The sequence below is a fragment of the Streptomyces sp. F001 genome (genome assembly GCF_004187715.1).
In the GTDB taxonomy this organism is placed as follows: domain Bacteria; phylum Actinomycetota; class Actinomycetes; order Streptomycetales; family Streptomycetaceae; genus Streptomyces; species Streptomyces flavusporus.
The window spans coordinates 1-17,541 of sequence record NZ_QZWF01000013.1 but is presented as its reverse complement, the minus strand read 5'-3'; the positions used below and the strand labels follow the sequence as shown (position 1 = coordinate 17,541).

The 17,541-nt window shown below is 67.9% G+C and carries 13 protein-coding genes; 8 read left to right on the top strand and 5 right to left on the bottom strand.

Annotation, left to right across the window (positions count from 1 at the left end; translation table 11 throughout):
- Positions 1 to 3 precede the first annotated feature (3 nt).
- The 3 genes from pntB (at position 4) to StrepF001_RS32010 (ending at position 4,132) form a co-directional block, all read left to right on the top strand.
- On the top strand, positions 4 to 1,443 hold the full coding sequence (gene pntB / locus StrepF001_RS32020) for a Re/Si-specific NAD(P)(+) transhydrogenase subunit beta (protein ID WP_206307003.1): 1,440 nt from the start codon (positions 4 to 6) through the stop codon (positions 1,441 to 1,443).
- 357 nt (positions 1,444 to 1,800) lie between these two features.
- Positions 1,801 to 2,520: an enoyl-CoA hydratase/isomerase family protein gene (locus StrepF001_RS32015; RefSeq protein WP_206306818.1), complete on the top strand. Its 720-nt coding sequence runs from the start codon at positions 1,801 to 1,803 to the stop codon at positions 2,518 to 2,520.
- A 193-nt stretch (positions 2,521 to 2,713) separates the two neighbouring features.
- On the top strand, positions 2,714 to 4,132 hold the full coding sequence (locus tag StrepF001_RS32010) for an FAD-binding oxidoreductase (RefSeq protein WP_129801668.1): 1,419 nt from the start codon (positions 2,714 to 2,716) through the stop codon (positions 4,130 to 4,132).
- Between the two features lie 326 nt (positions 4,133 to 4,458).
- Here StrepF001_RS32010 and StrepF001_RS32005 read toward each other — a convergent pair whose 3' ends face one another.
- The 4 genes from StrepF001_RS32005 to StrepF001_RS31990 all read right to left on the bottom strand — a co-directional run bounded on the left by StrepF001_RS32005 (position 4,459) and on the right by StrepF001_RS31990 (position 8,968).
- Complete coding sequence (locus StrepF001_RS32005) at positions 4,459 to 5,754, bottom strand: MFS transporter (protein WP_129801666.1); 1,296 nt, start codon at positions 5,752 to 5,754, stop codon at positions 4,459 to 4,461.
- A gap of 288 nt (positions 5,755 to 6,042) precedes the next feature.
- Positions 6,043 to 7,419 (bottom strand): NADP-dependent succinic semialdehyde dehydrogenase, encoded by a 1,377-nt coding sequence (locus StrepF001_RS32000; protein ID WP_129801665.1) that lies wholly within the window; start codon positions 7,417 to 7,419, stop codon positions 6,043 to 6,045.
- Positions 7,420 to 7,747: 328 nt separating this feature from the next.
- Positions 7,748 to 8,458 carry a GntR family transcriptional regulator gene (locus tag StrepF001_RS31995; RefSeq protein WP_129801663.1) on the bottom strand — a complete coding sequence of 237 codons (711 nt, stop codon included), beginning with the start codon at positions 8,456 to 8,458 and terminating at the stop codon, positions 7,748 to 7,750.
- 6 nt (positions 8,459 to 8,464) lie between these two features.
- A complete protein-coding gene (locus StrepF001_RS31990; protein ID WP_129801662.1) occupies positions 8,465 to 8,968 on the bottom strand; it encodes a VOC family protein in 504 nt (167 codons plus the stop codon).
- A 132-nt stretch (positions 8,969 to 9,100) separates the two neighbouring features.
- Between StrepF001_RS31990 and StrepF001_RS31985 the strand changes: the two genes are divergently transcribed.
- The 4 genes from StrepF001_RS31985 (at position 9,101) to StrepF001_RS31970 (ending at position 15,125) form a co-directional block, all read left to right on the top strand.
- Positions 9,101 to 11,290: an alpha-ketoacid dehydrogenase subunit alpha/beta gene (locus tag StrepF001_RS31985; RefSeq protein ID WP_129801660.1), complete on the top strand. Its 2,190-nt coding sequence runs from the start codon at positions 9,101 to 9,103 to the stop codon at positions 11,288 to 11,290.
- Entirely contained in the window at positions 11,283 to 12,563 is a 1,281-nt protein-coding gene (locus StrepF001_RS31980) for a dihydrolipoamide acetyltransferase family protein (protein ID WP_129798198.1), read from the top strand. Before StrepF001_RS31985 ends, StrepF001_RS31980 begins: the two co-directional genes overlap by 8 nt.
- A 197-nt stretch (positions 12,564 to 12,760) precedes the next feature.
- Complete coding sequence (locus StrepF001_RS31975; protein WP_129801659.1) at positions 12,761 to 13,531, top strand: FAD synthetase family protein; 771 nt, start codon at positions 12,761 to 12,763, stop codon at positions 13,529 to 13,531.
- Between the two features lie 193 nt (positions 13,532 to 13,724).
- Complete coding sequence (locus tag StrepF001_RS31970; protein ID WP_129801658.1) at positions 13,725 to 15,125, top strand: Xaa-Pro peptidase family protein; 1,401 nt, start codon at positions 13,725 to 13,727, stop codon at positions 15,123 to 15,125.
- A 268-nt stretch (positions 15,126 to 15,393) separates the two neighbouring features.
- Here StrepF001_RS31970 and StrepF001_RS31965 read toward each other — a convergent pair whose 3' ends face one another.
- Positions 15,394 to 16,863, bottom strand: a complete 1,470-nt coding sequence (locus StrepF001_RS31965) for a transposase (protein ID WP_240797774.1) — start codon at positions 16,861 to 16,863, stop codon at positions 15,394 to 15,396.
- Between the two features lie 134 nt (positions 16,864 to 16,997).
- Here StrepF001_RS31965 and StrepF001_RS31960 point away from each other — a divergent pair, with 134 nt between their 5' ends.
- Entirely contained in the window at positions 16,998 to 17,291 is a 294-nt protein-coding gene (locus tag StrepF001_RS31960) for a hypothetical protein (protein WP_129801657.1), read from the top strand.
- Positions 17,292 to 17,541 lie beyond the last annotated feature (250 nt).

The following is a 17,541-nucleotide window of genomic DNA, read 5'->3' as shown; positions in this document are numbered from 1 at the left end:
GTCATGTCTGATCTGACGACTGTCGAGACAGCGGCGGCGGCTGCCTACATCGTCGCGGCCCTGCTCTTCATCCTGGCGCTGGCCGGCCTGTCCCGTCACGAGACCGCCAAGGCCGGCAAGTCCTTCGGCGTTGGCGGCATGGCGGTGGCCTTGGCCGCGACGATCGCGCTGGCGATCCACCATCACATCTCCGGAGTCGGTCTGGCACTGATGATCGGCGCCATGGCGGTCGGGGCCGCGATCGGGCTGTGGCGGGCCCGGGTGGTGGAGATGACCGGGATGCCCGAACTGATCGCCTTGCTGCACTCGTTCGTGGGTCTGGCTGCGGTGCTGGTGGGCTGGAACGGCTACCTGCACGTCGAGGCCACCCTTGACGGCCCTGTCAGCGCCGAGGTCAAGGTGCTGGTGGCTCAGGAACTCCTCGGGATCCATTCCGCCGAGGTGTTCATCGGCGTCTTCATCGGCGCCGTCACCTTCACCGGCTCGATCGTGGCGTTCCTCAAGCTCTCGGCACGTATCAAGTCGTCCCCGCTGATGCTGCCCGGCAAGAACTACCTCAACCTCGGTGCCCTGGCCGCGTTCGCGGTGCTGACCACGTGGTTCGTCATCGACCCGGCGCTGTGGCTGCTGATCGCCGTCACGGCCGTCGCGCTGGCCCTGGGCTGGCACCTGGTCGCCTCGATCGGCGGCGGCGACATGCCGGTGGTCGTCTCGATGCTGAACTCCTACTCCGGCTGGGCAGCCGCGGCGTCGGGATTCCTGCTGGAGAACGACCTGCTGATCATCACCGGCGCCCTGGTCGGCTCCTCGGGTGCCTACCTGTCCTCCGTCATGTGCAAGGCGATGAATCGTTCCTTCGTCTCCGTGATCGCCGGCGGCTTCGGCATCGAGGCCGGCCCGGCCGACGACAAGGACTACGGCGAGCACCGCGAGATCACCGCCGAGGGCGTCGCCGAGCTCCTCGGGACGGCCGACTCGGTGATCATCACCCCCGGCTACGGCATGGCCGTGGCCCAGGCCCAGTACGGCATCGCCGAGCTGACCCGCAAACTCAGGGACCGAGATGTCAACGTCCGCTTCGGCATCCACCCGGTCGCAGGCCGGCTGCCGGGCCACATGAACGTCCTGCTCGCCGAGGCCAAAGTCCCCTACGACATCGTTCTGGAGATGGACGAGATCAACGACGACTTCGACGACACCGCCGTCGTCCTCGTCATCGGCGCCAACGACACCGTCAACCCGGCCGCCGCCGAGGATCCCGCCTCACCCATCGCCGGCATGCCCGTCCTGCAGGTCTGGAACGCCGAGAACGTCATCGTCTTCAAACGCTCCATGGCCTCCGGATACGCCGGCGTCCAGAACCCGCTCTTCTACCGCGAGAACTCCGCCATGCTCTTCGGCGACGCCAAGGACCGCGTCGACGACATCCTCCGGGTCCTCTAATACAAGTCTTGCTGCAGGCGTCAGCAACTGACCAGGCACAGCAACGAGATTGGCGCGCAATCCGGGCTCCGGGAGTTCGACGCCGGTCCACGCGCTCGTGACGGTCGAGGGGCCACGAGTGACGGCAGCACTGGCAGGCGAGAGCCACCCGCGGCTCGGAGACGCCGAGCTGGTCACCTCTTCCAAGCGCGTCGAGGACGCTGAGGTCGCCGAGCATTCCGGCACCGTGACGCAGCGCCCTGGGCGGGGACGCAGTAGGACGCATCGCGACGCAGTGAGTCCGACATGCCAGGAATCGAGCGCGCCGTTTTCGACAGACGGACCGCACCTCGTCAACAAAGTGAGAGGACTCGGATTATGAACAGCGTGGACAACGTCTGGAGCGGCGGCGTAGAGCAAGAAACGGTCGGTGCTACCGCCATCTTGACCATTCACAATGGCGAGCGGAACCTGCTGAACCCAGGCATCCTCACCGACATCCGCACCCGCCTGCAGGAGTGTGACGACAACCCGGACATCCGCGCCGTCCTGCTCACCGGTGCAGGTGACACCTTCTGCGGCGGTCTCGACATCGCTGCCATCAAAGCTGGTGCAGATCCAGCTCTGTTCGGCGAGGCGTTGCTGGACGCCCTCCGGATCTTCCCTCATCTGGGTTTGTCTGTCGCGGCTGCCGTCAACGGCGACGCGCTCGCCAGCGGCGCTTCGTTCGTAGCGGCCTGCGACTTCGCCGTCGCAGTGGACAGTGCGCGAATCGGCACGGTGGAGGTCAGCGCCGGGATGTGGCCGATGATCGCGCAGGTGCCCATCATTCATCGGCTTGGGCCGCGCCTGGCGATCGAGAACATCGGTTCCGGCAAGCCGTTCACCGCCGAGAGAGCCCGCGAGGTCGGTCTCGTGCAGGCCGTGGTTGAGGCCGGCCGAGCAGCTGTGGTTGCCCAGGAGTGGCTCGACAACGCACTGAGGGCGGCTGGCGCAGGTGCCCCTGGCCGTCGCTCGGTCTACGAATTCGCATCGATGTCATACGACGACGCGCTCGACGCTTCGCTGCCACGTTTCATCGAGGTGTTCGATTACTGATCTTGCTGCCAAGCCGCTGCTGTGACGGGTGGTGCTGGTTCATAGCACCGCCCGTCACGGAGCAGCCGGCCCGCGACCGGGTGGATGCCGAAGCGCACGTCCTGCGGGTCCTCCGATACGCGTCTCGCCGAAGGCGCCGCCCATCGGCGACGAACATCCATCGTCTTGTACATCCCTGACACAGGAGCCCCCCATGCACGTGTCGACAGACCACCGCACTCACTCCGACTTCCCGACCGAATTCCGCGGCGCGGTGCTGCGGCCCGGCGACGACCAGTACGACGCGGCACGTGCGGTGTACCAAGGCCGTGCCGCCGACGAGGGTCCCGCGCTGATCGCGCAGTGCGCCGACGAGGAGGACGTCGCCACCGTCCTGCGCTACGCCACCGCACACACCATCCCGGTGGCCGTACGCAGTGGCGGGCACGGTTCCGACGGCTATGCGATGCCGGGTGGCGCGTTGGTCATCGACCTCTCGGCGATGCGGGACGTCATCGTCGACCCGGAGACCCGGGTGGTACGGGCCCAACCTGGCGTCAGGCTCGGCGAGATGGACGCCGCCGCACAGCAGCACGGCCTGGCCGTACCCGCCGGGACGGTCAGCAACACCGGCGTCGCCGGGCTGACCCTGGGCGGCGGCATCGGCTTCCTGATGCGCCGCTACGGCGCCACCGTCGACAATCTGCTGGCCTGCGACGTGATCACTGTGGACGGCCGCAAGGTCCGCGCCGACGAGACCGAGAATTCCGAGCTGTTCTGGGCGCTGCGCGGCGGGGGCGGCAACTTCGGAGTCGTCACCTCGCTCGAGTACCGCGCGCACCCGGTCGGCCCCGACGTCGTCGCAGGACAGCTGATATTCCCGTTCGACCAGGCAGCCGATGTCCTCGGCAAGCTTTCGGCGCACCTGGCCACAGCCCCGCGGGAGCTGGGCCTGCTGGTCGCGATCGCTGATGCTCCCCCGCTTCCGATGCTGCCCGATGAAGTGCACGGGAAGCCGGCGCTGATTCTCGTCGTGGTCCACACCGGGGAGCCCGCCACGGCCGACGAGGTCGTCGAGTCGCTCGCCGCGCTCGGCCAACCGCTGGCCAACCTGGTCACGAAGACCACGTGGGTTCAGGCGAACAGCATGCTCGACGCCGTCGCCCCCTACGGCATGCGCATGAACCTGCGTGGTGGGTACCTGCCGACACTGTCCGGCGACGCCGTCGACGTGCTGCTGGAGCACGTTGCCACCGTGCCGGCCGGACCCGGCGACATCTACTCGATCAACATCTCGTTCATGGGCGGTGCGATCTCCGAGGACATGGACGAGGACGCCGTGGCCTTCTCCCGTGCGGGAGCCGGCTGGCTGTGGGAAGCCATCTGCAAGTGGGACGAACCCGAGTCCGACGCGCAGTACGACGAGTGGGCGACGACCCTCACCGAGGCGATGCGGCCGCACACGCTGACGAACGGCTACGCCAACCTCACCGACGACCTGGGCGAAGAGTGGCGCCGCGGAGTGCACGGCAGCGAGGCCAAACACCAGCGGCTGCGTTCGATCAAGGCCGCCTGGGACCCTCAGAACCTGCTCCGCTTCAACAAGAACATCGCACCTGAGACCACCGACTGACCGCACACGGGCGGGGCGTCACACGAGCGGCTCGCCGTGTGGCGCTCTTCCTTTCGCCCCGTACCGGCGGGGCGAACTCCGGGATCTCCGCGGCAACCGGACCGCGGCCGTACCTGGCGGCGGCGCCACCGAACTTCCCCGCGTCGCCACAGCCCTGCTCCACCGTCACGACGCTCTCGCCCTGCGCCTGAAGCGCATGACGACGTCGTAGTCGTCACCTTGCGCTTTCCCGGTCCGGTGCGTGGAGCGTACGTCCGTGCGACGTCCCGTGAGTTCTCGCCGGGACGTCGCACAGAGGGCTCTGCTTCTTCCTCTTGGCCTCGGATCTACGCGATCTGCCGGCCCCGGGTCTCCGGGAGCGCCAGCACGCCGACGATCACCAGGACGTACCCCAGTGCTCCGATGCCCATGGCCGCCTTCAGTCCGAGGATCGATGAGAGCACGCCGACGAGGGCGGGGAAGAAGGCGGCGACGCCCCGCCCGAAGTTGTGGGCGATGCCGACGCCGGCGCCGCGTACCCGGCTGGGGAACAACTCGCTGAAGAACACGCCCGAGCCGGCCAGCAATCCGCACGCCGCCATCCCCAGCGGCACGCCCAGCACCAGCAGCAGGCTGTTGGCCCCCTCGGGGATCCAGGTGTAGGCGACCACGCACACCACGCCGCTGAACGCGAAGAGGATGTACGTCTTCCGGCGGCCGATCCAGTCGTGCAGGTACCCGCCGGTCGTGTAGCCGAGGAAGCAGCCGACGATGATGACCGAGAGGTAGCCGCTGGTCCCGACGACCGTCAGACCGCGCTCCTTGTGCAGGTAGGACGGCAGCCAGGTGAAGATGGCGAAGTACCCGCCCTGCGCTCCGATCCCGACCAGCAGGGTCAGCAGCGTGGTGCGCCGTAGGTCGCGGCGGAACAGTTCGGCGAATCCGCTCCACACCGTTGTGGCGGACGCCTCCTTGACCCGGCGGCGATTCTCCTTCGAGGCGTCCGAGTCCTTGACGTTGCGCCGTATGAAGATCAGCGCGAAGGCGGGGATGATGCCGAGGATGAACAGATAGCGCCAGGCGTCAGGGCCGGCGTGGCTGAAGATGACGGAATAGGCCAGGACGGCCAGGGCCCAGCCGACCGCGTAGGAGCTGGCGACGAATCCCATGATCCGGCCGCGATGCCGGGCGGGGGCGATCTCGGCGATCAGGACCGCGCCGGCTGCGAACTCGCCACCGAATCCAAGACCTTGGAGCCCCTTGAACAGCAGCATCTGACCGTAGTTCTGGGACAAGCCGGACAGTGCGGTGAAGACCGCGAAGGTCGCGATAGTGATCATCAGGACCCGCACCCGTCCCACCCGGTCCGCCAGCATGCCCGCGAGGGCACCGCCCACCGCCGAGGCCAGCACGGTCACGGTCACGATCATGCCCGACTCGGTGGAAGTCAGCGCGAATGCCGCGGCGATGGACCCGAGGGCCAGCGGCAGGGTCATGAAGTCGAAGGCGTCCAGGCCCCATCCGGCGGACCCGGCCCAGAACGCGGGCCGGTGCTCGCGTGGGATGGAGTGGTACCAGCGGGGAAAGGGTGCTTCCGGGGACGCGGCGGCCGTCGGCGCGGCCGAGGGCGGTGCTTCGGTCATAGGGTTCTCCTGAGCTCGTTCTCGAAGGGGTGGGGATTCCCTGGGAGTTGTGTTGCGACCGGACGGCGGGCCGGGGCGTTGCGGGAGGGGCCCGGTCGCGCCGGCCGCGGCCGACACCGCCTCTCGGGGCATGAACACGTCAATCCGGGATCGGGATGCTTCGGGGAGACCGCGAGTCAACCTCGCGGTGCGGCACATCGCCCGGCGCTGTCAGCAGGACCGGGTGCGAGGAGCCACGGGCGGTGCCCGCGCCCATCGCGCCCGGTCCGAGGAAACCGAAGGTCCGCGTCAGCTCTTCCAGATCGACTTGAGGTTGCAGAACTCCCGGATGCCCTCCGCTGCGAGCTCGCGGCCGATGCCGGAGTCCTTGACGCCGCCGAAGGGCAGCTCGGGGTAGGAGACGCTCATGCCGTTGACGAAGACGGCACCGGCCGCGAGGCGGTTGATCAGGAACCGCTCCTCGTCCGGGTCAGTGGTCCACACCGACGAACTGAGACCGAAAGTAGTGTCGTTGGCGAGCTCCGCCGCCTGCTCGATGTCGTCGACCCGGTGGACCACTGCCAACGGGCCGAACGTCTCCTCCCGGTACACCCGCATCTCGCCGGTGACCTCCTCCAGCACCGCCGGCTCGAAGAACCACCCCTCGGTACCGACCGCCGACCCACCGCACCGCAGGACGGCACCCTTCGCGACGGCGTCGTCGACGAGTTCGACGAGCTCGCGCCGGCCGGACTCCGTGGCGATCGGCCCGATCTGGGTTTCCTCGTCGAGCGGGTCGCCGATGGTCAGCGCCTTTGTGCCCGCGACGAAGGCCTCGACGAACTCCTCGTACACCTCCGTGTGGACGATGAACCGCTTGGCCGCGATGCAGGTCTGGCCGTTGTTGATCGTACGAGCCGTCACGGCGGTGCGGGCGGCGGCGCGGACATCGGCGGAAGGCATCACGATGAACGGGTCGGACCCACCCAGCTCCAGCACGACCTTCTTCACCTCGGAGCCGGCGACAGCGGCGACCGACCGCCCGGCCGGCTCGGAACCCGTCAGCGTCGCGGCGGCGACGCGCCGGTCGCGCAGGACCGCCTCGACGTCGGCTGCTCCGATGAGGAGCGTCTGGAACGAGCCGGCGGGGAAGCCCGCCCGTTCGAAGAGCTTGTCGAGGTACATCGCGGACTGCGGCACGTTCGACGCGTGCTTGAGCAGGCCGACGTTGCCGGCCATCAGCGCAGGCGCGGCAAAGCGGATCACCTGCCACATCGGATAGTTCCACGGCATCACGGCCAGAACGACGCCGAGAGGCTGGTAGGAGGTGTAGGCAACCGATGCCTTGACTGTGCTCGGGTCGGCGAGCGGCTGGTCGGCCAGCAGGCTTTCGGCGTTGTCGGCGTAGAAGCGCATTGCGTGCGCGCACTTGAGGACCTCGGCGCGGGCCTGCGCGATCGGCTTGCCCATTTCGATCGTGAGCCTTCGCGCCGTGTGGGCCGCCTCGGCCTCGACCAGGTCAGCAGCGGCCCGCATCCACTGGGCGCGAGTGCCGAAGTCGGTTGCCCGGAGCATCGCGGCCGCAGCCTCTGCTTGCGTCAGTCGCTGGTCGACCTGCTCCTTCGTGAGTGGGGTGAACTCTTCGATGAGCTCCCCGGTAGCGGGGTTGACGGTGGCGATGGGCACGGCGCTCTCCTCGTGGCGTGGGCACCAATGATTCTCGATTGGATCCATCGTAGGCTTCGCATTCACCGTGGACTAGTACTCTTGCGGCGCAAACACCATGCGCTCGCACCAAGTTGGATACATTCCAGTCGGCCGGCCGACAGAGACCGATCAACGGCGCATGGTGGGAGCCGGCCTCGCCGCATGTGCCGAAGGCGCACGACGGGGACCGTCGTCGCGGTATCGGGTGCCGGACCGGCTGCCCGGTCGACTCGTCGTCCAGCAGGTCCGCCGACGGCTCGACCGGTCGGACCGTTTCAACCGCCCCGGCGGAATCCTGCTCGTCCGCTCAGGAGACCGCGGGCCTCCCGCTCGCGTCGTCGCTGTCGACGAAAAGCTCGGGATGGGCCGTGAGTTCGACCCTGGTCCGGCGGATGTGCCCCGTGAGGTACCGCTCGCAGTCCTCAGGATCGCGGCGCCGCACGGCGTCGAGGATCAGCCGGTGTTCGGCGTTGACGATCGTCGCCCGGTCGGGGTCGGCGAGGACCATGAACGCACGGCGGTAGTGCTGGGTGGAGTTCCAGAGCCGCTCTGTCATGGCCAGCAGGTGGCCGCTGGGGCAAGCCGAATAGCTGGTCATGTGGAAGTCACGGTCGAGCAGCAGGAACCGGTTGATGTCGCTCTGGTTCTCGATCTCGTCCTGGATGCGCTCGAGGCGGGCGAGATGCTGGTCGGTGAGACGGGAGAGGCTCTCCGTCAGAGTCAGCGGCTCGAGTCGCTCACGCATCCGGTAGTACGTGTTCACGTCCTCGAGGCTGAGCACGGGAACCCGCGCACCCCGGTTGGGGAACGACTCGGTGAGGCCCTCCGACTCCAGGATCCGCAGCGCTTCGCGGACCGGGATACGGCTCGCGCCGAGGCGCGCGGCGAGTTCGTCCTGGCGCAACCACGTGCCGGGTGTCAGATCGCCGGCGAGGATCTCGTCACGGAGGATGCCCGCGATGCGCTGGCTCCTGACACTGTCCGACCCGCGCGGATCACGAGCGTGCGCAGGACTCAAGTGCGGTCACCTCTGAAATGCTGACGGGTCGTGGTCGTAGGCCTTGCCGTCAGGATAGGACACCAGCTCAAAGTACATCCCCCACGGTGAGAGGAAGTAGACCCACCGCTGCCCCTTGGACGGTCCGGCACTCACGGTCGGGTCTCCCAGTACGGGAACGCCCCTCGCCCTCAGCCACGACACCGCCTCGTCCAGGTCCTCGACGTAGAGCGCGACATGGTGACCGCCGACGTCGCTGTTGCGCGGGACAGCCGTCCGCTGCTCAGCCGTCCGATACTCGAAGACCTCGAACACGGCCTGCTCTCCGCACCGGTAGAAGCGCAGTTGACGCAGCACCGTGCGCGCGTCCACGTCGAGATGCTCCGACATCCAGTCGTCCGCCGAGCTCAACGGGCCGATCGCATACAGATACTCACAGCCCAGGACGTCCACGAGCCAGGCGTGCGCCTGCTCCAGGTCCGGCACCGTGAAGCCGATGTGGTCAAGGCGGGTGAGACCGGGTAGAGCCATGATCTTCCTCCTTTGGATCCAAAGTGGGCTCCATAGTGACCCTGTCGACGCCAGAAGTCGAGGGAAGTCTTGTTATTGGATCCAATCCTGTGGCAGGGTCGGTGCACTCCGGTCGACTGAAGGAGGCTCCCGATGCCTGCCGAACACCAACTCCAAGCAAAGGCCGCATGGTCGGAGTCCGTCGCCACCCAGGACGACTGGGACGCCGCGGACCCCGACCTCCTGACAGGCATGTTCAGCCAGTTGGTGCTGATCCGGACCTTTGAGGAGTACGTCCTGGAGCTCGCCGCGGACGGGCTCATCCACGGCCCCGCGCATTCCAGCATCGGCCAGGAGGGCGGCGCGGTCGGTGCGTGCTTCGCCCTTTCGTCGCAGGACACCGTGAACGGCTCGCACCGCGGCCATCACCAGTTCCTCGCCAAGGTGCTGGCCCACCTCCATCCCAAGGGCATCGACCCGACGAAGCCGTTCCCGGAGGATGTGCGGGCCGTGCTCCTGCGCAGCCTGCGCGAAATCTGCGGACTCGACCGGGGTTTCAGCCACGGTCGCGGCGGCAGCATGCACCTGCAGTGGCACGAGGCCGGCGCCATCGGAACCAACGCGATCGTCGGTGGCGGGGTACCGCTCGCGGCCGGATCCGCCTGGGCCCACAAGAAGGCCGGCACCGACGCGGTGACCTTCACCTTCTTCGGCGACGGAGCGATCAACATCGGATCCACGCTGGAGAGCCTCAATCTCGCGGCGGCGTGGTCGCTGCCCTTGTGCTTCTTCGTCGAGAACAACCTGTACGCCGTCTCCACCCACGTGTCCGAAGTCACCGCCGAACCACGGCTGTCCGGCCGCGGCCCGGGCTTCGGCATCCGGAGCTGGAAGGTCGACGGCATGGATCCGCTGGCCGTGTACCTCGTGACGCAGCAGGCCCTCGCGCACATGCGCAACGGCAACGGTCCGACGATGATCGAAGCCGATGTGTACCGCTACTTCCACCAGAACGGACCCTTCCCCGGCTCGGCGTTCCGCTACCGCACCAAGGAAGAGGAAGCGCAGTGGCGTGCCCGCGACCCGATCGACACCATGGCGGGACACCTGGTACGCCGCAGAATCCTCACCAAGAAGGCGATCGCGGAGACGATCAAGCGCGCCAGGACCCTGATGTCCGAGCTCGGCGACGTCCTCCTGGAACCGCGACCGGGCGGCAAGCCGGGCGAGCGACGCATCGTGCCTTCGGAGTGGCCTGACCCGGCGTTCGTCGACGAAGGCGTCCGGGGCGACCTCTCGGAGCTGGCCGGGATCGAGTTCACCGACACCGAGGACTTCGCCGGCGACCTGACCGATGTCAAGTTCCTGGGCGCCGTCGCCGGCGTGATGGGACGCCGCCTGGACAGCGATCCTCGCGTCGTGGTGATGGGCGAGGACGTGCACAAGCTCAACGGCGGAACCAACGGCGCCACCCGGGGCCTGAGCGAGGCGTTCCCCGACCGGGTGATCGGGACCCCGATTTCGGAGAACGCGTTCGCCGGCCTCGGTGGCGGACTGGCTCTGGACGGCCGGTTCCGCCCCATCGTCGAGTTCATGTACGCCGACTTCATGTGGGTGGCGGCAGACCAGTTGTTCAACCAGATCGGAAAGGCCCGCCACATGTTCGGAGGTGAGGGCAAGGTGCCGTTCGTCCTGCGCAGCAAGGTGGCCATGGGTACCGGCTACGGATCACAACACTCGATGGACCCGGCCGGCATCCTCGCGACCGCACCCGGCTGGCGCATAGTCGCACCGTCGACGCCGTTCGACTACGTCGGCCTGATGAACACGGCCTTGGCCTGCGACGACCCGGTCGTGGTTCTCGAGCACGTGGACCTGTACAACTCGACCGGTCCGGGCCTGCCGGAGAACTACGATCACTACCTTCCCGTCGGCAAGGCCGCCGTACGCCGCGAGGGAGCGGCCCTGACCGTCCTCACCTATCTGGCGATGACGCCGGCCGTTCTGGCGGCCGTCGACCAGACGGGCGTGGACGCCGAGGTCATCGACCTGCGCTGGCTGGACCGGGCCAGTCTGGACTGGGACACGATCACCCGATCGGTGATGAAGACCAACAACGTGCTCATCGCCGAGCAGGGCGCCATCGGCACCTCCTACGGCGGCTGGCTCGCGGACGAGATCCAGCGGCGGCTGTTCGACTGGCTCGACGCCCCGATCGAGCGGGTGACCGGTGGCGAGGCGTCGCCGAGTATCAGCAAAGTGCTGGAGCGTGCCGCGTTCGCCTCGACGGAGGAAGTCGTCGCCAAGCTCCGCGAGATCTCTGGGGAGCGGAACGATGGCTGAGGTCCTGCGCATGCCCGAGGTCGCCGCCAACACCGAAGAGGCAATCCTGCAATCCTGGAACGTCGGCTTGAACGCCCGTTACACGGCGGGGGATCCGATCGTCACGGTGGAGACCGAGAAAGCCGTGGTCGAGGTGGAGGCCGAGGGCGACGGCGTACTCCTGCGCCTCCTGGTGGATGCGGGTTCGACCGTGGCGGTGGGTACACCGATCGCGATCTGGGGGGCGCCGGGCGAGTCGGCGTCCGCGGTGGACGCCCTGGTGGCTTCACTGGGAACGGAAGCGGTGCCCATGGCGGCTTCCTCCGCCTCGGTGTCGGCGCCTCAAGAGCGCGCGACGCCGACAGCCATGACCGCTCAGGCGCCCACGGAGGCGGCACAGGACAAGGGTGAACGCCTCTTCGCGAGCCCACTGGCGCGCCGTCTGGCGCGCCAGCTCGAAGTCGATCTGAACGGCGTGGTCGGGAGCGGTCCGCACGGACGGATCCGGCGGTCCGACGTCGAAGCGGCCGCCGCCAGGTCGGCGGAGCCGCAGGAGGAGGTGCCGGCCCACACGCGCGAAGACTTCCGGACGACGGCGACTTCGGCAGTCGATCCACGGTTCGTGGACGTGCCCGTCACGCGGATGCGTCGGGCCATCGCCCGTCGGCTGACGGAGAGCAAGCAGACCACACCGCACTTCTATCTACGCGCCGGCGCACGCGTCGACGCGTTGCTCGAGCTGCGGCGGCGGATCAACGCCGGCCAGGGTGTGAAGGTGTCGATCAACGACCTGCTCGTCAAGGCGATCGCGTCCACGCACGGGATCGTTCCCGCGATGAACGTGCAGTGGAACGACACCTCGATCCGGCAGTTCTCGGGCGTCGACATCGCCGTGGCCGTCGCCACCGACGGCGGTTTGGTCACCCCGGTGGTCCGCGACGTGGGCTCCCTGTCGATGAGCGGCGTTGCCACGGCGACGAAGGACCTCATCGCCCGTGCGAAGGAGCGCCGACTGCGACAGGAAGAACTGGAGGGCGGCACGATCACGATCACCAACCTCGGCATGTACGGCACCGACGACTTCGCAGCGATCATCAACCCGCCACAGGCCGCGATCCTGGCTGTCGGCGCGGTGCAGCAGGCGGCGGTCGTCGAGGAAGGTGCGGTCACCGTCGCGTCCGTTCTGCGACTGACGCTCGCCGTCGACCACCGGTCGGTGGACGGCGCCACCGCGGCCGAGTGGATGAAGGCGTTCGTGGACGTTCTTGAACACCCGCTACAGATCCTGCTGTGACCACGCCGACGTTTCTGCAGTCGGCGGCTCCGTCCTTCTCCGAGAGAAGAACCGAGCCCCGAGCCCTCGGCAAGTGCGGTTAACGCAGGACTCACACGAGAGCGCCGGGCCGCCTCACGCTTTCCCGACTGCTAACGGCGCGAGGCTCATACTGGCTTGCGCTCAGCCTGCCCCCTAGGACGAAGGAGGGATGGGTGATGGAGGTTTTCAGCCTCGAGACACCCCAGGGAAGACGGGGCCTCCGTGGTCACAGCCTCGCTGGTGGAGCCCGCTCGCGCACCAAGGTCGCGATAGGGACCTTCGACGGCGTTCACCTCGGTCACCGTCAGGTCCTTCAGGGGTGCGACACCGTGCTCACCTTCGACCCTCACCCGATGCAGGTACTCGAACCGCACCGTGTTCCGGGCCTGTTGAGCGATCGCCGGCAGAAGCTGCACAAGCTCGGCTCACTGGGGATCCGACAGGTGGTGATCGTCCCGTTCGACCATGCCTGGTCGCGAGTCTCGGCTGAGGACTTCGTCGAAAGCGTCGTGCTCGACCGGCTCGGTGCGCAGTTCGTCAGCGTCGGCCAGGGTTTCCGGTTCGGCGCCTGGGGCGCCGGGACGGCAGCCACCTTCGATCGGTATCCCGAGCTGAGCACCCAGGTCGTCCCTCTCGTCACGCGGGGCCCGGCCGGTGAGCCGGTCTCCTCCACGCGCATCCGTCGGCTCGTCTCCGACGGCGACCTCGAATCGGCCGCTGACCTGCTGGGAGCCTCCCTCACCCTTCCGGCAGTCGTTGCCGACGAAGGCCGGTTGCTCATCTCGTCCAGGTTCGCGCGTCCCGCACCCGGGCTCTATCTCGGATGCCTGGACGGTCACCCTTGCACGCTTGAAGTGTGCCGGGATCACACGGTGGCCGCCATGGGCGCAGCGCCCACCGGCACCACTGTGGAGGTGACGTTCGTGAAGCAAGCAAGCGTTCAGTGACGCTGCACATAAACCTGCCCATCCCTGAAGCTCTGCAGGAAGGCGGCTCGCGACAACCGCGGCCCAGCGGAAGTTGACGTCACCCACCCCTGCCTGTTTCAGCACCACCTGACAACGTGCGCCCATGCCGAGTGCACACGGCGCGCGTGCCACCCCTCCATCCCCGTAACTACACGCCGGCAAAGGACTTGTGATGGCGATTCCGACGTTTGGACCGAACACGGTCGACTGGGAGACCCGGGTCGACATGAACAGGCTCCGCGACGAGCGACTGGCCCGTCTCCGCAAGTCGTTGGAGCAGTCCGACCTCGGCGCGGTCCTGGCCTTCGACTTCGCCAACATCCGCTATATGACCTCGACCCACATCGGGACCTGGGCGATCGACAAGATGATCCGGTTCTCCCTGCTGGTCAGGGGAGGTGAGCCGATCGTCTGGGACTTCGGTTCAGCCGCCAAGCACCACCAGCTGTACAACCCCTGGCTGGACTATTCGAACGCCCACGTGGACGGTGATCCGCACGGAGCCCACCACGGAGCCGATGCCCGCAACCCCAGCGGCGCTCGCGCCGGCATCTCGACGTTGCGCGGCGCCATCAACCCCCTGGTCGGGATGGCCGACTCCGTCGCCGAGAAGATCAAGCATGAACTCGAGCTCTACGGACTCCTGGGGGAGCCGCTCGGCGTCGACGTCGTCGAGCTCCCGGTCCTGATGGCCCTGCAGAACGCGGGCATCACCGTGGTCGACGGCCAGCAGGTTTTCCTGGAGGCCCGACGCATCAAGACACGTGACGAGATCCACCTGCTCACCCATGCATGCTCGATGGTCGACGCCGCCTACGAGAACCTCTACGAGTTCCTCCGGCCGGGTGTGCGTGAGAACGAGTGCGTGGGTGTGGTGGCCAAGACTCTCTACGACCTCGGCTCGGAGTTCGTCGAGGGCGTCAACGCGATCTCCGGGGAACGGTGTGCACCACACCCCCACGTCTTCTCGGACCGCATCGTGCGGCCCGGGGATCCGGCGTTCTTCGACATCCTCCACAGCTACAACGGCTATCGCACCTGCTACTACCGCACCTTCGCCGTCGGCAGCGCCTCTTCCGCTCAACGCGACGCCTACACGCGGTGCCGTGAGTACATGGACGAAGCGATCAGCCTGGTCCGCCCCGGAGCCACGACGGCCGACATCGTGTCGGTGTGGCCGACGGCGCAGGAGTTCGGGTTCCCCGATGAGGAGGCGGCCTTCGCGCTTCAGTACGGCCATGGAGTCGGGCTGTCGATCTGGGAGAAGCCTGTGTTCTCCAGACTGGTGTCCTTCGAGCACCCCGAGGTGCTCGAAGAGGGCATGGTGTTCGCGCTGGAGACCTACTGGCCGTCAAAGGACGGCTGGGGCGCGGCCCGGATCGAGGAGGAGCTCGTGGTGACCGCGGAAGGGTGTGAGGTGATCACAAAGTTCCCGGCGGAGGAGCTGCTGGTCGCCGGTCGGCGTTACTTCACCGTCTCGGGACCGTTGTCGGCCGAGCGCGACTCGCAGTCGCACCTGAACACGGTGGCCGGGAGCCGGTCCAGCCACCGGGACGACTCTGCCGGCCTCTGACCGGAAGGTCGCCCCGGCCCAAGCCCGCGGGTCCGCGCGAGCGCGGTCGACGTCATGCCTGATGAGCGCAGCTCGCACAGCTCTCTTCACGGCATCGTCGAGGCCGTCGCGGGGACCCCGGAAGCGCCTTCACCGACGCGATGATCCGTCTGCTGGTCGGCATTCCTCTGCGCTCTGACGGCCGGCTGACGATCAAGTCCCTCGCCCAGGAGGCGGGGCTCAAGCGCAACAAGCTCACCCACCAGCACACCGGCCTGAACGACCTGTTCTACGCCCTGGTGCGGATGCAGGACAGGCGGCCGAAGGTTGTCGACGACCTGGGGCGGGTTCCCTCACCCTCGGAAGCCACCGGTCGGGCCTGGATGGTCCGATGCCCACGACGATCGCTCTGGTCGTCGTGGGGCGGTGCCGTCCTCCCCCAGTGCCTTAAGAGCCTGGGAGGTACCCCCAGCCGGATCGGGTGTCCCAGGGCGCGTCTGCCGATCGCCACGGCGGCCGCCTCGTGGCGGGTGGTCTTCCTGGTCTTGGTGGTGAGGGGCTTCTGCCAGTGCTGGGCGCCCCACTTGCTGGTGTAGGCCGGGTCGACGGCGACGATGGGGATGCCGAGTTCGGCCGCCATGCTGGCGAGCCGGGCCCGCAGCTTGCTCACGGGCATGCCGGAGATGAGGTTGCGGAAGCGTTTGCGGCGGCCGTGCTTCTCGCGGGTCGTCTCGGCGGTGCAGTCGAGGTCCTCGACGGCGATGGCGAGGCCGTGGCGCCTGGCCCAGTACAGCAGGCGGATCAGGGCGTGGCGGACCTGGGCGTCGCGGTGGTCGGCGGTGCCGGTGAGATCGTAGCCGAAGCGCAGTGGTACGCCGACGGGGTTGCCGTGCGCGTCGAGGCGCCAGGCGGCGAGGTGGTCGGCGTTGGTGTCGACGCCGACCATGCCCCTCGCGCGGGCCGTGGCCAGGGGCACGGTCTGGACCGGTGGGATGGTGAAGGAGGCGGTCAGGTACCAGCGGCCCCGGGCGGTGTCCTCGTGGAGGCGGTAGGCGACGGCCCGGTTGGCGGTGATGCGGTCGCGCCACTGCTCGCCCCGGTGCTTGAACCGCACGCGGCCGGTGAGCACGTACCGGCCGTGCGGGGCGTTCGCCAGGTGCGCCAGCGGCGCGGGGAGCTTGATCGAGACCTCGCCGTCGGGGGTGACGCGGATGGTCTCGTTGCCGAACCTTTTGCCGGACTCCCCGTCCGCGGCGAGGAACCGGCGCTCGGCCTGCCACCGCTGCCGCCAGGCAGTCTCGGTCATCCCGGCGGCGTCGAGGTCGTGGCGGGTGTGCAGCAGCCGCTTCCCGCCGCGTACAACATGCACGCACCCGGCCGCGCGGTCCGCCTGTTCCCGCTCCAGCCGGTCGCTGAGGACGTGCAGGCGGCGGGACTTGGCGAACCACTCATGCCTGCTGCGGTAGCCGCCCGGTGCGTTCTTGGTGCCTTTCTCTCCGATCGGCCGGGACAGCCGGTGCGTGATCGTGTGCACGCCCGTTTCCAGGGACTGGATGTGCGCGAGGTGACCGCGGTGGGCCAGTGCCCACTGGTCGTGACCGGCCTTCGTGATCGACCCGGCCCAGCGGGAGGACGCCTCGTCCGTAAGGGTGCGCTTGGCCCACTGCTCGCTGTCGTGGTCCAGCGCGGCCGCGCAGCGGGCTCTGAGGTCAAAGGAGTCCCCATCGTCGCTGCCGAACCATCCGACACCGTTATCCACGCCGAAGCATGACCAACGGGGCTGCCTTCGGTTCGATGCCGTCGGGACAGTTGATGCAGCCGGGCGACCCGCGTTCGGCAGGCAGTGTCGATCCGATGCGGGGGTGATGCTCCTTGAGTGGAAGGATCGGTGCCATGGGCACCGAGAAGGGCTGGGTGTACCGGGTCGACGAGCCGCACGGCTCGCAGGGCTGGCGCCCTTACAGCGGCCATCCCGAGCGGTGGCGAGGGACCATCATCACCGATGATCCCAAAGAAACCGCCGAGTACGTCGCCGCCCTCGTCGTCACCGACCTGGTGACCGAGTGGGAGGTGCGCGGCACCGGACAGAGGCACGTGCGCGTGATCGTCTGGAAGAGCGAGGAAGGCGACGGCCCCGAGGACGCGGCCTTCACCGTGGAGATCCAGCCCGACATCGATGCAGTGTGACCGATCCGGCCGCACGGGACAGGCTTGGGCGTGGTAAAGCCTTCGCACGTGGCCAGGCCCGCGCGAAGACTCCGAGGGCAAAACAGTCCCCGGTAGTGCTGCGCGTGTCCTGAAGCTTCAGTCGTCACTGTTGCCTCGGTGTCGCGCCGGCTTGCCGGGGGCCTGAACCACATCCTGTCCAAGTCACTCCGCCGACTAGACCCGTACTTCGCGGGTCGTTGATTCGTATGGTGTGACCGGTCCGGGGGTG